The organism is Stappia sp. P2PMeth1, from assembly GCF_900185735.1.
Lineage (GTDB): Bacteria > Pseudomonadota > Alphaproteobacteria > Rhizobiales > Stappiaceae > Stappia.
Genome location: NZ_FYAW01000006.1, coordinates 1 through 14,778, shown reverse-complemented (window position 1 = coordinate 14,778; position 14,778 = coordinate 1). Strand labels below are relative to the sequence as shown.

The following is a 14,778-nucleotide window of genomic DNA, read 5'->3' as shown; positions in this document are numbered from 1 at the left end:
AAATGCGATTCTCTGGCTACCACACGCAGAGAAGGGCTTCCGGAAATCATTTCGGGGGCCTTTTTCTTTTGCTCTTTGTCTTGCGACCCTTTCCTACGTTTGCGTTTCAAATACAGGCTTGCTGCCTTCGCTATTATCCTTGTCATCTGACAAGGTTTTCGTTAGCTATCGCCGCTTTTCGTCGAGACGTACTGCTCCACGAGGGACGGCAACTCTCGCTCCAGAAACTCTGCAAAGTCAGCGCCGCGAGACGTTGGCAACGCGATCCTAACGACGCCTTTAGCAACTGCGATTGTGCCGAGCTCTTGACCGCCTAGCCCATATAGTTTTGTTAAGTTTTTTGTTTCCGGTGAGGCCTCCTTCAGAGAGGCAAGCACCCTTCGAAACCGGGCATCGGACGCCATGGCCATAACCTTGTCAGCTGACAAGGTTTCGCGCAGCTTTTTCTCAGCCCCCTGCGCGGCAACAGCGGCTGCCAGTTCAAGCCAGCGCGGCCGCCCAACACTAGGGGCCCGGCCAATCGATCGTATGATATCCCGCGGGACTACCCTACATACGCTCCGCATCTTCGCTAGTTCCGCGTCGTCAATGGACAGCGCAGCACGAATATCTTTCGTCCTAATGCCCGCGTCGTCCATTGTCGCAACAAAAAGCGCCCGCTCTATCCAAGTAAGGTCCTGACGCTGACCGTTCTCGATCCCCTGCGCGACTACCAGCTCCGAGTCGTCTAATTCGACCACGACAGCCTTGAGCGCAATCCCTAGCTCCTTCGCTGCTCGCCAGCGTCGGTGCCCATAAACAACCTGGTATACTCCTTCCTTCTCAGGGTGCCGCCGGACTTGGATCGGCACTTTTTGACCAGTCTCCTTAAATGAGCGCTTAAACTCCTCGAACTCCTTGTCTGTGTCGTCCGCGAGTCGGTCGGGAAACGGCGACGGTACGATCACATTAGGTGAAAGTTCAACATTTCCGCCACTTTCAACGATAGCCTGCAACCGGTCTCGCTGTTCAATGAGGTCGTTTAGAGACCTCTGCGTTGCCCCAATGACACCAGCCCCCACCCGGCCGGGCGCTCTGGTCGGCCCAGGCATATCCCGCTTTGGAGTATCGGTATTCTCCCGATCGTCCTGATCCTTCACATCTGCGAAAGACCCGAAATTAGCCAAGATAGACTTGCCGCTCCGCCTGCTCACGCCCGCCCCCAACTCGCAGAAATAAGAGAAACAATCTGCTCGTTTACCGCATCGATAGATTCTCGGGCACGTTTTACCGTAGCCGCTGCAATGTTCCCCGATTCAAGCTCATACAATGTTCGCTTTGCGAGCCCCGCCGTTTCAATTGCTGCGCTCTCTATCGCGGTAGGAACCAGGACGTCTTCACCGAAGAGATGACGCAACATCGAAACGACGTGCACCTGCGACTGATCGTTCGGATCATGCCGCGTCACAACGTAATGCAAAAAGTCGTGGTGAAGAACGGCACCTGCATCCCTGATTACAGAGATAAGGTCACCCATCATCAGTAGGAACTGGTTCATTGACATCACGTCCAACATAGCTGGGTGCACAGTAACCAGCAGGCCCGTGGCGGCGTAGATTGCACCGAGGGTCAAAAAGCCCAGCGACGGTGGAGTGTCGAGGATCACGATATCATATTCATCTTCAACATCGGCTATTACGCGCCTGAGGCGTTCGAAGAAAATTTCTTGGGACCCAGATCGCCCTTCCGCTAGCAGGCGAGGGGTCTCGTGCTCATACTCCATCACCTCAATGTTACCCGGAATGAGATCAATGCCAGTGAAGTAGGTAGGACGAATAATTTCCTTGATGGGTCTTCTATCTTCGTCGTACCGAAGCGCGGCATAGATTGTCTCGTTCTGGTGAACATCCATTTCCGGCTGGGATCCGAACATAGCCGACAATGACGCCTGCGGGTCAAGGTCCACCGCAAGCACCCGGTATCCGTGTAGTGCCAGATAGTGCGCCAGGTGGGCGCTAGTCGTTGTCTTCGCACTACCGCCCTTGAAGTTTGCAATTGCGAGTATCTGAAGATGCTCGCCTTCACGGCGATGGGGCAGAAACCGCAGCGCCTCTGTTGGCCTTTGCTCGGCGAACAACCGCCGTAGATCGTTAATCTGTGCAAGCGTGTAGGCGCGGTGATTATTCTCAAGTCGCGCGGGAGCCGGTCCCTTACCCTCATTCGACATCAGCTTTAGTGTCGACTCGGGTATAGAAGTGAGCTTAGAGACCTCATTGGTCATAAAATATCGTAGAGACTTCTCCGCATTTGGCGGATACATCTGCTCACGCCGAGCCTGCAGGTGATCCGACAGCAAAGCTGCATGCCGCACAATCTTGTCGGCGGGGTCCTCTAAAGTTTGAGCGCTGACCAGTGTAGCTTGCATTGTCGTCCCGATTCTCGTTTGGCGGCATCAAGGCGTTTTAGCGACCTTCTCCCGACAAACATAGGACATAGTTTCCTTACGCCGTCCAGCGCTTTAAGGTTAACGAGAAGTTAACGTATGCTCAACCGAGCGACCCGCCGATCATCGTTGTCACTAATATTCTTTTTATTTTCATACACTTGGCAATCTCCCGCATGAGAATTCGTAGCGTGTCGAGGCCCGGCATAAATGCCAGGGGCAACAGAGTTCACTGCAAGCTGATTTCCTGTACTTAGCCAATCGTTCGGCAAGGAATCATCGCGACTCACTGTGGCACGGACCCGGCATTTATGCCGGGCTGACGCATCTGCCGATCTGATGTTGATGTAGCCCCATCAAAAGGGGGCAGCGATTCCACATGCGGCAGCATCAACTTACTCATTCCACGTTTGGGCGTATGCGGTTGGCTTTGCTGTGCGTAGGCAGGCGTCTGGCATGACCGCGTCGCGCTCCCACCTCCGTCTGGTGCGCAAGCTGCAGGATGCGCTTGGCGAGACGATCTGTTCAGCGCTCGAGGACACATCCGTGGTCGAGATCATGCTGAACCCGGATGGAAGGCTGTTCGTCGAGCGGCTGGGGCAGGGGATCGACAGCATGGGTGTCCTGCAGCCAGGGGCTGCCGAAATCATTATCGGCAGCGTCGCGCATGCGCTGCAAACGGAAGCAGATGAAGACCAACCGATTATCTCCGGTGAGTTGCCGATAGGTGGCCACCGCTTTGAGGGGTTGCTGCCGCCGGTGGTGGCAGGTCCAAGTTTTACAATCCGCAAACGAGCTTCGCGCCTGATCCCGCTGGAGGATTACGTCCGCAGCGCCATCATGACGACTGCGCAGGCAGTTTTGATCCAGAAAGCTATCAAGGCACGCCTCAATATTGTCATTTCCGGCGGCACAGGCTCGGGCAAGACGACGCTCGCCAATGCCGTCATCGCTGAAATGGTGCGCACATCGCCGGAACACCGGCTGGTGATTCTGGAAGATACGGCTGAAATCCAATGCGCAGCCGAGAATGCGGTTCAGCTTCATACCACCGATACGGTCGATATGGCCCGGCTGCTAAAGAGCACCATGCGGTTACGGCCCGATCGTATCATCGTCGGCGAGGTCCGCGATGGTGCCGCGCTCACCATGCTCAAGGCATGGAATACCGGTCATCCGGGCGGCATCACCACCATCCACGCCAACAATGCGTTTTCGGCCTTGCGACGGCTGGAACAACTGACCGCCGAAGCCAGCCAGCAACCGATGCACGACGTGATCGGCGAGGCCGTGGATCTCGTCGTTTCGATCGAGCGCACACCAACCGGACGAAGGGTGCGCGAAGTCATCCATGTCGAAGCCTGGCGCGACGGCAACTACCAGATCGAAACCTATCCGGAAGAGGGGCACCTCGATGCAGCATAGCCGGACCGTCACCTTTCTGACGGTGAGCTTCACCGTTCTCATCCTCTCCATGGGACCCTCTCTTGCCGCTGGCGGCGGCGGTCTCCCCTGGGAGGGGCCTCTGCAGCAGATCCAGCAATCGATCACTGGGCCGGTGGCGGGCTTCATTGCCCTGGCGGCAGTTGCCGTCGCCGGCGGGATGCTGATCTTCGGCGGCGAGCTGAACGATTTTGCCAGACGGCTGATGTATGTGGTGCTGGTCGCGGGCATCCTGCTGGGGGCGACACAGATCGTTGGTCTCTTCGGCGCTTCCGGCGCATCTATCGGCACAGTCGAAACTGTCCAGTCGACCCTTGCAAGAAAGGGCGGGGCAGGGGAGGGCGGTGATGGCTGAGCCAGTCGCTCCGCTCGCACGATCCCGCATTCATCGGGCGCTGTCGCGCCCGAACCATTTGATGGGGGCCGATCGCGAACTGGTTTTGTTGACCGGACTTGCGACGGTCATTTTGATCTTTGTCGTGCTGACCTGGTTCTCTGCGCTGCTCGGCATCGCAATCTGGATTGGTGTCGTTGGCGCATTGCGGATGATGGCCAAGGCCGATCCGATGATGCGACAGGTCTATCTGCGCCACGTTCGCTATCGGCAGACCTACCACCCGACGTCCTCGCCATGGCGCAGGTACTGATCCGCCCATGGTCGCACTTCGTCAGTTCCGCAACACACAGCCGTCGTTTTCCGATCTCGTTCCTTATGCCGGGCTGGTCGACAATGGCGTGATCCTGCTCAAGGATGGGAGCCTGATGGCCGGCTGGTATTTCGCCGGTCCGGATTCGGAAAGTTCGACCAATCAAGAGCGTAACGAGGTCTCGCGCCAGATCAACGCGATCCTGTCGCGACTGGGCTCCGGCTGGATGATCCAGGTCGAGGCCGTGCGCGTGCCGGCCGTTTCCTACCCGTCACGCGAAGAGAGCTATTTCCCTGACGCAGTGACGGCAGCTATCGATAATGAGCGGCGTGCTCATTTCGAGGCCGAGCGTGGCCATTATGAAAGCCAGCACGCGCTGATCCTCACTTATCGCCCGCCCGAGCGGCGTCGTTCGGCGATGGCGCGCTATGTCTATTCCGATGCCGAAAGCCGTTCCGAGACCTATGCCGATACCGTTCTCGACAGTTTTCGGACATCGATACGTGAGGTCGAGCAATATCTGGCGAACGTTCTTTCGATCCGCCGCATGGTCACGCGGACCGTTATTGATCCCGGAACCGGACGCGAAGCCCGCTACGACGAACTCTTCCAGTTCATCCGCTTTTGCATCGTCGGCGAGAACCATCCGGTCCGCCTGCCGGAAATCCCGATGTATCTCGACTGGCTGGCCACGGCCGAATTCCATCATGGACTGTCGCCGATGGTCGACAGCCATTATCTGGCAGTCGTTGCCATAGACGGTTTCCCAGCAGAAAGCTGGCCTGGCATTCTGAACCACCTTGACCTGATGCCGCTGACCTACCGCTGGTCGAGTCGCTTTGTCTTCCTCGATGAGCAGGACGCACGGCAAAAGCTTGAGCGCACCCGCAAGAAGTGGCAGCAGAAGGTGCGCCCCTTCTTCGACCAGTTGTTCCAGACCCAGAGCCGGTCCGTCGACCAGGACGCCATGCTGATGGTGGCCGAAGCAGAGGACGCGATCGCAGAAGCCGCATCGCAACTGGTTGCCTATGGCTACTATACGCCAATCATCGTCATGTTCGACCATGATGATAACCGCCTGCGTGAACAGGCCGAGGCGGTTCGCCGGCTGATCCAGGCGGAAGGCTTTGGTGCGCGGATCGAGACGTTGAACGCCACTGAAGCTTATCTGGGATCACTGCCGGGCAACTGGTACGCCAACATTCGCGAACCGCTTATCAGCACGCGCAACCTCGCCGACCTTATCCCGGTCAATTCGGTATGGTCGGGCAGCGCAACCGCACCTTGTCCATTCTATCCACCCAATTCACCACCGCTGATGCAGGTGGCGAGCGGCTCCACCCCGTTCCGGTTGAATCTTCATGTCGATGATGTCGGCCATACTCTGGTGTTCGGCCCGACCGGATCTGGCAAATCGACCCTGTTGGCCCTGATCACAGCCCAGTTCCGACGTTACCGCGATGCGCAGATCTTCGCTTTTGATAAGGGCAAGTCACTTCTGCCGCTGACATTGGCCACTGGGGGCGATCATTACGAGATCGGGGCAGGGGAGGGCGATGCCATGCTCGCCTTCTGTCCGCTGGCCGAGCTCGACAGTGATGGTGACCGCGCCTGGGCAGCCGAATGGATCGAAACGCTGGTTGCCATGCAAGGCGTGACGATCACGCCCGATCATCGCAATGCGATCTCACGCCAGATCAGGCTGATGGCGTCTGCGCCCGGCCGCTCGTTGTCGGATTTTGTCAGCGGCGTGCAGCTGCGCGAGATCAAGGATGCGCTTCACCATTACACCGTCGACGGACCGATGGGCCAGTTGCTTGACGCAGAACAGGACGGTCTGACGCTCGGCACCTTCCAGTGCTTCGAGGTCGAGGAACTGATGAATATGGGCGAGCGCAATCTCGTGCCCGTGCTGCTCTACCTCTTCCGTCGCATCGAGAAGCGCCTGACCGGCGCGCCAAGCCTGATTGTGCTCGATGAAGCCTGGCTGATGCTCGGCCATCCGACATTCAGAGACAAAATCCGCGAATGGCTGAAAGTGTTGCGCAAGGCCAATTGCGCGGTTCTGCTCGCCACGCAATCAATATCGGACGCCGAGCGCTCTGGCATCATCGATGTGCTGAAGGAAAGCTGTCCGACCAAGATCTGCCTGCCGAATGGCGCGGCACGCGAACCGGGCACCCGGGAATTTTACGAGCGCATCGGCTTCAACGAACGCCAGATCGAGATCGTGGCATTGGCTACGCCCAAACGCGAATATTACGTCGCCTCGCCCGAAGGAAGACGTCTGTTCGACATGGCGCTCGGACCGGTCGCACTTTCCTTCGTTGGCGCCGCCGGCAAGGACGATCTCAAACGCATCGAGCAGCTTTGCCATGATCATGGCTCGAATTGGCCCAAGGTCTGGCTTACGGAAAGGGGGATCGGCAATGCCGAAACCATTCTCGCACACCGTTAAGATCGCCCTGGCGGTGGTCACCATCACCAGCACAATCCCGTCTGCACCCGCTCATGCCGGCGCTGTCACCGGACAGGCGACGGAATGGACGCAGATCCTCAACAATTCCGAGCTGGTGGGGCTGGTCGGCCAGTCGGCTGAGCAAATCCAGAACCAGGTGCAGCAGATCACGCAACTGGCCGAGCAGATCCAGAACCAGATCCGGATCTACGAGAACATGCTGCAAAACACGTTGCAGCTCCCAAACCATATCTGGGGACAGGTGGAAAGCGATCTCACCCGCCTTCAGGGCCTCGTCAATCAGGGGCAGGGGATCGCATTCTCAATGGGCAATATCGACGATGTGCTCAAGCAGCGGTTCCAGAGCTTTGCCGAGTTCAGGACCGGCCTTGCCAATGGCGAGAGCTTTTCCTCAAGCTATCAGGACTGGTCCGATACCAATCGCGACACCATCGCATCGACATTGCGCGCCGCCGGCTTCACCGCAGAACAATTTGGCAGCGAGGAAGCGACCATGTCGCAGTTGCGGTCGATGTCGCAAAGCGCGGTCGGCCAGATGCAAGCTCTTCAGGTCGGACATCAGATTGCCGCCCAGCAGGTAGCCCAGTCCCAGAAGCTGCGCGGGCTGGTCTCCCAGCAAATGACGATGATGGCCACCTGGCATCAGTCCGAACAGGCGGCAAAGGATCTCGCCCAGACTCGGCGTGAGGAATTTTTCAGATCAACCGCACCGTCAAGTTCCGGCGGCCAAATGATGGAGCCCCGCTGGTGAACAGGATTTTCTTCATTGTTGTAGCCATCTTCGTTGTGATCGGCATCGGCGTCACGGTCTGGATTGCCCAAAATCCGGCCGACGCGCCGGCCTCAGCGGCTCCTGCTCCCGTGGCTCCCCTGCAATTCGACACGACCGGCGGCCAGGAAATGCGGCCGCGCTGGGGAACCCAAGAGGAGCAGGACAATGACGCCGTTGGCAATTAGGGTGGCGCTCATCATCCTGCTTGGCGTGTCGATCCTGATCGAACCGGCCTTCGCGCAGGACGGCTCGCTCCTTACCAATCTGGAAAACGAGGTGGCAAGTGCCGCCCAGGGCTGGGAGACAACCGTCCTGCAGGCGGCCCGCTCGCTGTTCTGGATCCTTGCCGGCATCGAGATCGGCATAGCCGCCGTCTGGCTGGCACTGGCAGCCGCATCGCTCGATACATGGTTTGCCGAACTGGTGCGCCGCATCATGTTCATCGGTCTCTTCGTCTTCATTCTCGAACAGGGACCTGCCTTCGCCAAGGCGATGGTCGACAGCCTGTTCCAGATCGGCGCCGGCGGTGGCTCGGCCTCGCCGGCCAATGTCTTCAATGCCGGCCTTCAGGTCGCAAGCGCCATGTCGAGCAAGGCCCAGTTCGGCCTCTTCGAAGACAATGCGCTCGCCATTGCTGCGGTCTTTGCCATGATCGTCGTCGTCATCTGTTTCAGCCTGGTTGCCGCGATCTTCATCTCGGTGATGGTGGAAATGTATGTCGGACTGCTCGCCGGCATGATCATGCTGGGCCTTGGAGGCTCAAGCTTCACCAAGGATTTTGCCGTCCGCTACCTCGTCTATGCCTTCAGTGTCGGCATGAAGCTGATGGCGCTGGTGATGATCGCCCGCATTGGATCGCAGGTCCTGGTTAATCTGGCGAGTGGCCCGGCAGGTTCGGACGAATATCTTTCGACACTAGCCATTGCCGGTATCTCCGTCGTCGTCTTCATCATCTCAATCTATGTGCCCAACATCATTCAGGGTGTCGTGCAGGGCGTATCCGTAACCGGCGGTATGGAAACCATCCGCCATGGCGGGCATGCCGCGAGCTCTGCGGTCGGTGGTGCAGCCCTTGCCGCCGGTGGCGCAAGGGCAGGGGCGGCCGCTTATTCGGATGCCCGTGCCGCGGGTTCCTCATTTGGCGCGGCAGCGCTCAAGGGCATGGCATCGGGAGTCGGTGCTGCCGGTGGCGCACTGACAGGTGCTGCCCGTGACAAGGCAATCGGCGTTCCGGGAACATGGGGCGCTTCGACGCTCGGTCTTGCCAATTCGAAACTCGACCAGGCCCAGGGCCGATCGACACGCAAACCCTCCAGCGACGACAGGGCGTGAGTGACAAGACATGGCCGGACGCAATCCACCCGAGAACCCCTATCTTGCCGCGCGCCAGGAGTGGAACGAGCGCTATGGCTCCTATGTGATGGCGGCGCGGGCCTGGCGCATCGTCGGCATCACCGGCATGCTGATGGCGGTGATAGGCTTTTCCTATGCGCTTTATCAAAGCACGCAGGTCAAGCTCGTTCCCTATATCGTCGAGGTCGATCGCCTCGGAACAGCCGTCAGTGCCGGGTTCCCGCAGCAGATCGAATATGCCGATGCAAGGGTCGTGCGCGCCACGCTCGGCAGTTTCGTGAGCAATTTCCGCTCGGTCACGCCAGATGCCGTCGTCCAGAAGCAATATATCGATCGTACCTATGCGCTGCTGCGCACATCAGACCCCGCCACCGAGAAGATCAATGCCTGGTTCCGGGGCAATTCGCCATTTGATCGCGCCGTTACCATGACCGTCGCCATCGAGGTCACCAACATCGTGCCTCTGTCGAACCAGAGCTATCAAGTCGACTGGACGGAATTCCAGCGCGACCGGCAGGGCAAGGAACTTGGCACGCGTCGTTACCGCGGCATTGCAACGGTGACGCTGACCCCGCCGCAGGACGAAGCGGTCATTCGCTTCAACCCGATCGGGCTTTATTTGAGAGATTTCGAGTGGACGGCGCAACTGTGAGTGCCGGCAGGAGAGTATCATGAACTTTTCGAGGACAAGAGGCGTTGTTTTCTGCGCGGCTCTCCTCCTGTCGGCATTCCCGGCGTCTGCTCAGGCACAAGCGCTGAACGCCAACGAGGCACGCGCAACGGGTCTTTCCGGACAGTGGCAATCGAGGCAGGGGATTGTAACCCGTGGCAATGACGGCAAGGTCATCTTCCTCTATGGCGAGGTCCAGCCTTCAGTCGTCTGTTCACCGCTACAGGTCTGCGATATCGAATTGCAAGCCGGCGAAATCGTCCGTGACGTGCTGCTTGGCGACACGGTGCGCTGGAAGGTCGAGCCGGCAACCTCCGGCGCGCCCGGCGGTCAGGCTGTGCATCTGATCGTCAAGCCCTCGGAGGCCGGACTTGTCACCTCCATGGTGGTGACTACCTCGCGGCGCACCTATCACATCCAGCTCAAATCGCATCAAAGCCAGTATATGGCCCGGGTCGGTTTTGACTATCCGGAGGACGTCAATGCCCGCTTTGCCGAAATCAATGCACGCATGGAAGCCAGCATCGTTCCAGGTGCCGGTGTACCCGCCGATCAGTTGAACTTCGGCTTCCGCACAACTGGCACGGCGCGCTGGCGGCCGACACGGATCTATAGCGATGGGAGCAAGACCTATATCCAGTTTCCATCCTCGCTTTCCGGTCAGGACGCGCCGGTACTGTTCGTCGTTTCCGGCGGTGAAAACCGCATCGTCAACTACCGGATGAAAGGCTCGATGATGGTGGTCGACTATTATATCGATCACGCCATCCTCGTCTCCGGCGTCGGCCGCCAGCAACAAAAAATCACCATCCGGCGGGGAGGGTAGGGGATGCGTACATTCTCCCTGTTCGGTCGCCTCATCGCTGCCATCGTCTTAACCGGTCTTCTCTCAGCCTGTCAGACGCTGGGGCAAGCCGGGCTGATCCAAAGCACAGTAACGGCAGAATTGTCGCCGGAAGCCGCCAACAGCATCGCCGGCGACATGGTCGGCAGGCTTGCCGAACAGGCCGGCCCCGGCAGCACGACGATCCGGTTCACGCCAGATGGTTCCCCATTCGGTCAAGCTCTTGAGGCAGCCCTGAAAAATTGGGGCTATGCCGTCATCACTGACCAGAAGTCCGATGAAGCCAATATCCTTGCCCTTGCCTATACCGTCGACGAGTTCGAGGGTGCCGTTCTGGTCAGGCTGTCGACCGCGCGCTTCGATCTGACCCGCATGTACAAGCCCGGCACTGATGGTGCCACCCCGGTCAGCCCGCTCTCTATTCTGCAGCATGGTTCGGCAGGTGCGGCATGACGCAGTCGCTGAAGCTCGGCGGCACTGACACCGCGGCCACCCCGAAAATCCGACGTCTCAACCGGCTGCCGATTATTGGCGCCATTGCTCTGGTAGTGATTTTCCTTGCAGTCATCTTCTATGGGCTGACATCGCGCGGACTGCGGTTTCGCGACGATGGCGGTGCTGGTGCGGCCGGATCGCAATCGGCTTCAACCTATGCCGACCAGCTCACCCGCGGCGTTCCTGACGGCATCATCGGTGAGCCGGCGCAACCGCAATTCCAGCCGCAGCCGCCCGCAGCGGTAGAAACCGCTACCAATCCCTTCCCGGCAGCAGAGACTGCACCTCAAACCGCCCCGCAGCCTGCCACATCACAGCTCGAACCCGAAGAGGTTTGGCGTGCACGGCTTGAGCGCGAACAACGCGAGCAATATTTACGTGAGCAGCACAGGCAACGCATGGCGCGGCTACAAGCTAACGATGCCGCCTACGATTCACCGATTGCTGTCAGTATCAATGACCTCAACCGGGAACCTTCCGCCGAGCCATCGGTTGGAACCACCCCGGTTGGCCCGTCTGGACGGCCCCGAAGCGCGCTCGATCTCTATGCCGCCGCCATGCAAGGTGGACTCACCGGTCCCAACGGCGATCCGAACGGGCAGGCTGGAAAAGAACGCTTCTTCAATCAGGACATCGCGGAGCTTGGCTATCTGCCGAACCCGGTCGTGCCACAGATGTCGCCCTATGAGCTCAAGCGCGGCTCGGTCATTCCAGCAACGCTCATAACCGGCATCAACTCCGATCTTCCCGGACGCATCACGGCTCAGGTCAGCCAAAATGTCTATGACAGCGCTACAGGCCGGCATCTCCTCATCCCGCAGGGCGCAAAGCTGTTCGGTCGCTATGATTCCAACGTGTCGTTCGGGCAGAACCGCGTGCTGGTCATCTGGACCGATATTATCTTCCCGAATGGGTCGACGCTGCAGCTCGGCGGTATGGCTGGAACCGATGCCGCAGGGTATGGCGGGGTCAGAGATAAGGTCGACAATCACTATTTCCGTACCTTTGGCTCGGCTGTCCTCGTTGCCCTGATCGGTGCGGGCACCGACATGATGATCCCGCAGGATCGCAACGCGTTCGGCACCGCCAACAGCGCCGAGGATGCCGCCAGGCGCTCATTTGCTGAAAGCTTCAGCCAGATGTCGCAGCAGACCCTGTCGCGCAACCTCAATGTTCAACCCACTTTGAAAATCCGGCCGGGATACCGGTTCAATGTGCTGGTCGAACAGGACATCATGTTTCCCGGTGCCCTTCGGTAGGTGCAACGGCAGCTGTTGACCCCTTGCACGAACCCGTTTTGCAGGAAGGGCGCTACGGCCCGAGATGGCTTCGCATGCATGGCCTTTGAGCAGGGCGCGACGGTTGCAGCGAAGTCGCCTGTCCGCATCCGTTCCTGCGCCTCTCTACGGTCGTCGCACCAACGTCGACATCAGCCGTAGTTCGAGATCCCCCATAGCCATCGACCGTGGCCCGCGGGTTCCTGCATGAGAGGGCTTCGTACGCCTGCCGGCACTCGAAACGCTTCACCATTTCAGGCATCCTAGTCTACCACTTGGATGTCTGAAAGCTGCCCTAGCACGTACTACGGCAGGGCTAGCTGCGTCCTGTAACCAGGGCTGTGCAAAGTTAGGGGATTATTCCGCGCCCACCACCGACATTAATCACGGAGCCGGTAGTATAGCTGGCCTCGCCCGACATCAGCCATAAGATCGCTTGGGCGACTTCAAGCGCCGTGCCGGTCCGACCCATCGGTAAGTCGTGTGCCATTCGAGCAGCTCGCCCTGGGTCGCCGCTGGAGGCATGAATGTCAGTGTCGATAATTCCGGGGGAGACGCCGTTTACCCGGATGCCTTCGGCTGCAACCTCAAGCGCCAGTCCGACAGTGAAGGTATCTACTGCGCCCTTTGATGCCGCGTAATCCACGTAAGTACCGGGAGAGCCAAGTTTGGCGGCGGCAGATGTCACATTCACAATGCATCCACCTTGATTGCCATACCGCGTGGACATGCGTTTTACAGCGCGCCCAGAGCACAGAATGGTCCCCAAGGTGTTAACCGAAAACATCCGCAAGAGCCGCGCGAAGTCGAAATCCTCGACCCTGGCCGTCGCGTCAACAATGCCAGCGTTGTTGACCAGCCCTACCAGCCTGCCCATGCGGTCTGCGGCCTCAAAGATACGGTCAATATCAGGCTCATGAGAGACATCGCCTTGCACCATCAACGCTGTGCCGCCACTGCTGTGTATCTTCGCGCAGACGGCCTCAGCCGCCGCGACATCTCCTGCATAGTTGACAAGGACAGCATAGCCCCGTTCAGCAGCCAGCATGGATGTCGCGGCGCCAATACCACGCGATCCGCCCGTAACCACCACAACTCTGTTGGACATCAGAACCTCTCTTTCCCCATCACCCGACGTATTCCCAACCGGGCGGGCCGATATGGGCTTTGAGGGTGTTTACCTGATAGCGTCCGAAGAGTCCGCTCATTACTCCGCCTAGGCTCGCGGCATCAAGCGACGCACCATGCCCCGGGCAGCATTGATGACATGCACCTCGTGCAGCATGTGGTCGCGGAACGAACGCGGGACGACAGGCAACAGCGGAAGGCCGTCGCCAGGGTCGGCGTCGGGAAGCCGCGAGCCAAGTTCGGTCGGCGTATTCCGCCCGGCAGCGGGAAGCTGGAGATAGGGCAACAGGTTTTCTGCATCGGTCGGCAGGTCGAACGCCCGCAGCACCGCCGCGACCTCCGCCACGCCGGTCAGGTGCTTCCAGCCATTGCCAACCTGCATTTCACAAAACTGTGTCGCGCCGATCTGACGTCTTTTCAAGCGCATTGGTCAGCCTCCATGTTGCACAGTCGCGATGGTGTGAATCCTCATCAAGACAGGCGATTGCGAAACAGCCACGCGGCGAGCGGCAGCGTGACAGCGGCGATTGCGAGCAGCGGCACGAAGTTGAAGGCGACATCGTGGAAGGTCGCGCCTTCGAGATAGACACGGCGGACGAGATCGACGCCGAAGCGAAGCGGGTTCACCCAGGTGACGACCTGCAGGATCGCGGGCATGTTGCGCACAGGGGTGAGCAGGCCCGACAGCAGCATGAGCGGCATGACGAGCATGAAGGTGTAGAGCATGGCTTGCTGCATGTTGAGCGAGACGGCCGAGATCGACAGACCGATGCCGACCGAGGCAAGCGTGAACATGGCGAGTCCCAGATAGAGCAGCCAGACCGACCCGTTCATGGGGATCTGGAACCAGAACAGGATAATCAGGAAGATCAGTGTCGACTGGAGGATGCCGACGAGCATGGAGGGCAGCGCCTTGCCGATCAGGATCTGGAGCGGCGTCAACGGCGTGACCAGCAACTGGTCGAACGTGCCTTGTTCGCGCTCGCGTGCCACGGAGAGGGCCGCCAGCATGAGGGTCTGCATCATGCTGAGCGCGGCGATGAGCGCGGGCATCATGTTCCATCGGGATTCGAGGTTAGGATTGAACCAAGCGCGGCGTTCTATTGCGATGGGCGATACGTTGGTCTGCCCCCTGAAAAGTGGTCCTCCCTGAAGTAGGCTATTGAGCCGTAGAGAGGACGTTGGAATGCCCCAGAAGAAGCACAAGCCCGAAGAGATCGTCGCCAAGCTGCGCCAGGTCGATGTTCT

Annotated in this window: 16 protein-coding genes; 11 read left to right on the top strand and 5 right to left on the bottom strand. The window is 59.2% G+C overall.

Annotation, left to right across the window (positions count from 1 at the left end; genetic code table 11):
• Window positions 1–161 precede the first annotated feature (161 nt).
• Window positions 162–1,193 carry a plasmid partitioning protein RepB gene (gene repB / locus P2PM1_RS01620; RefSeq protein WP_186397937.1) on the bottom strand — a complete coding sequence of 344 codons (1,032 nt, stop codon included), beginning with the start codon at window positions 1,191–1,193 and terminating at the stop codon, window positions 162–164.
• Window positions 1,190–2,404 carry a plasmid partitioning protein RepA gene (gene repA / locus P2PM1_RS01615; protein WP_186397936.1) on the bottom strand — a complete coding sequence of 405 codons (1,215 nt, stop codon included), beginning with the start codon at window positions 2,402–2,404 and terminating at the stop codon, window positions 1,190–1,192. Before repA ends, repB begins: the two co-directional genes overlap by 4 nt.
• A 474-nt stretch (window positions 2,405–2,878) precedes the next feature.
• Here repA and trbB point away from each other — a divergent pair, with 474 nt between their 5' ends.
• Genes trbB through trbI form a run of 11 tightly spaced genes read left to right on the top strand, consistent with a single transcriptional unit; the run spans window position 2,879 to window position 12,384 of the window.
• Window positions 2,879–3,847 carry a P-type conjugative transfer ATPase TrbB gene (gene trbB / locus P2PM1_RS01610; protein WP_186397935.1) on the top strand — a complete coding sequence of 323 codons (969 nt, stop codon included), beginning with the start codon at window positions 2,879–2,881 and terminating at the stop codon, window positions 3,845–3,847.
• Window positions 3,837–4,220 (top strand): TrbC/VirB2 family protein, encoded by a 384-nt coding sequence (locus P2PM1_RS01605; protein WP_186397934.1) that lies wholly within the window; start codon window positions 3,837–3,839, stop codon window positions 4,218–4,220. Before trbB ends, P2PM1_RS01605 begins: the two co-directional genes overlap by 11 nt.
• The gene (locus P2PM1_RS01600; protein ID WP_186397933.1) at window positions 4,213–4,512 is read left to right on the top strand and encodes a conjugal transfer protein TrbD; all 300 of its coding nucleotides are present in this window, start codon (window positions 4,213–4,215) and stop codon (window positions 4,510–4,512) included. Before P2PM1_RS01605 ends, P2PM1_RS01600 begins: the two co-directional genes overlap by 8 nt.
• 7 nt (window positions 4,513–4,519) lie before the next feature.
• Window positions 4,520–6,970 (top strand): conjugal transfer protein TrbE, encoded by a 2,451-nt coding sequence (locus P2PM1_RS01595; protein WP_186397932.1) that lies wholly within the window; start codon window positions 4,520–4,522, stop codon window positions 6,968–6,970.
• Window positions 6,942–7,742: a P-type conjugative transfer protein TrbJ gene (gene trbJ / locus P2PM1_RS01590; RefSeq protein ID WP_186397931.1), complete on the top strand. Its 801-nt coding sequence runs from the start codon at window positions 6,942–6,944 to the stop codon at window positions 7,740–7,742. The genes P2PM1_RS01595 and trbJ overlap by 29 nt, the downstream gene beginning before the upstream one ends.
• Complete coding sequence (locus tag P2PM1_RS01585) at window positions 7,739–7,948, top strand: hypothetical protein (protein ID WP_186397930.1); 210 nt, start codon at window positions 7,739–7,741, stop codon at window positions 7,946–7,948. The genes trbJ and P2PM1_RS01585 overlap by 4 nt, the downstream gene beginning before the upstream one ends.
• On the top strand, window positions 7,929–9,095 hold the full coding sequence (trbL, locus tag P2PM1_RS01580; RefSeq protein WP_186397929.1) for a P-type conjugative transfer protein TrbL: 1,167 nt from the start codon (window positions 7,929–7,931) through the stop codon (window positions 9,093–9,095). Before P2PM1_RS01585 ends, trbL begins: the two co-directional genes overlap by 20 nt.
• Window positions 9,096–9,105: 10 nt before the next feature.
• Window positions 9,106–9,768, top strand: a complete 663-nt coding sequence (locus tag P2PM1_RS01575; RefSeq protein WP_186397928.1) for a conjugal transfer protein TrbF — start codon at window positions 9,106–9,108, stop codon at window positions 9,766–9,768.
• A gap of 19 nt (window positions 9,769–9,787) precedes the next feature.
• The gene (gene trbG, locus P2PM1_RS01570) at window positions 9,788–10,612 is read left to right on the top strand and encodes a P-type conjugative transfer protein TrbG (RefSeq protein WP_186397927.1); all 825 of its coding nucleotides are present in this window, start codon (window positions 9,788–9,790) and stop codon (window positions 10,610–10,612) included.
• Window positions 10,613–10,615: 3 nt separating this feature from the next.
• Window positions 10,616–11,083 (top strand): conjugal transfer protein TrbH, encoded by a 468-nt coding sequence (trbH, locus tag P2PM1_RS01565; RefSeq protein ID WP_186397926.1) that lies wholly within the window; start codon window positions 10,616–10,618, stop codon window positions 11,081–11,083.
• Window positions 11,080–12,384, top strand: coding sequence for an IncP-type conjugal transfer protein TrbI (gene trbI, locus P2PM1_RS01560; protein WP_186397925.1), 1,305 nt, complete (start codon window positions 11,080–11,082; stop codon window positions 12,382–12,384). The genes trbH and trbI overlap by 4 nt, the downstream gene beginning before the upstream one ends.
• 367 nt (window positions 12,385–12,751) lie before the next feature.
• Here the strand turns inward: trbI and P2PM1_RS01555 are convergent, their stop codons facing one another.
• The 3 genes from P2PM1_RS01555 to P2PM1_RS01545 form a co-directional block, all read right to left on the bottom strand.
• Window positions 12,752–13,510 carry an SDR family oxidoreductase gene (locus P2PM1_RS01555; RefSeq protein ID WP_186397924.1) on the bottom strand — a complete coding sequence of 253 codons (759 nt, stop codon included), beginning with the start codon at window positions 13,508–13,510 and terminating at the stop codon, window positions 12,752–12,754.
• 108 nt (window positions 13,511–13,618) lie between these two features.
• A complete protein-coding gene (locus P2PM1_RS01550) occupies window positions 13,619–13,957 on the bottom strand; it encodes a hypothetical protein (protein ID WP_186397923.1) in 339 nt (112 codons plus the stop codon).
• A gap of 44 nt (window positions 13,958–14,001) precedes the next feature.
• The gene (locus P2PM1_RS01545) at window positions 14,002–14,736 is read right to left on the bottom strand and encodes an ABC transporter permease (RefSeq protein WP_244301383.1); all 735 of its coding nucleotides are present in this window, start codon (window positions 14,734–14,736) and stop codon (window positions 14,002–14,004) included.
• Window positions 14,737–14,778 lie beyond the last annotated feature (42 nt).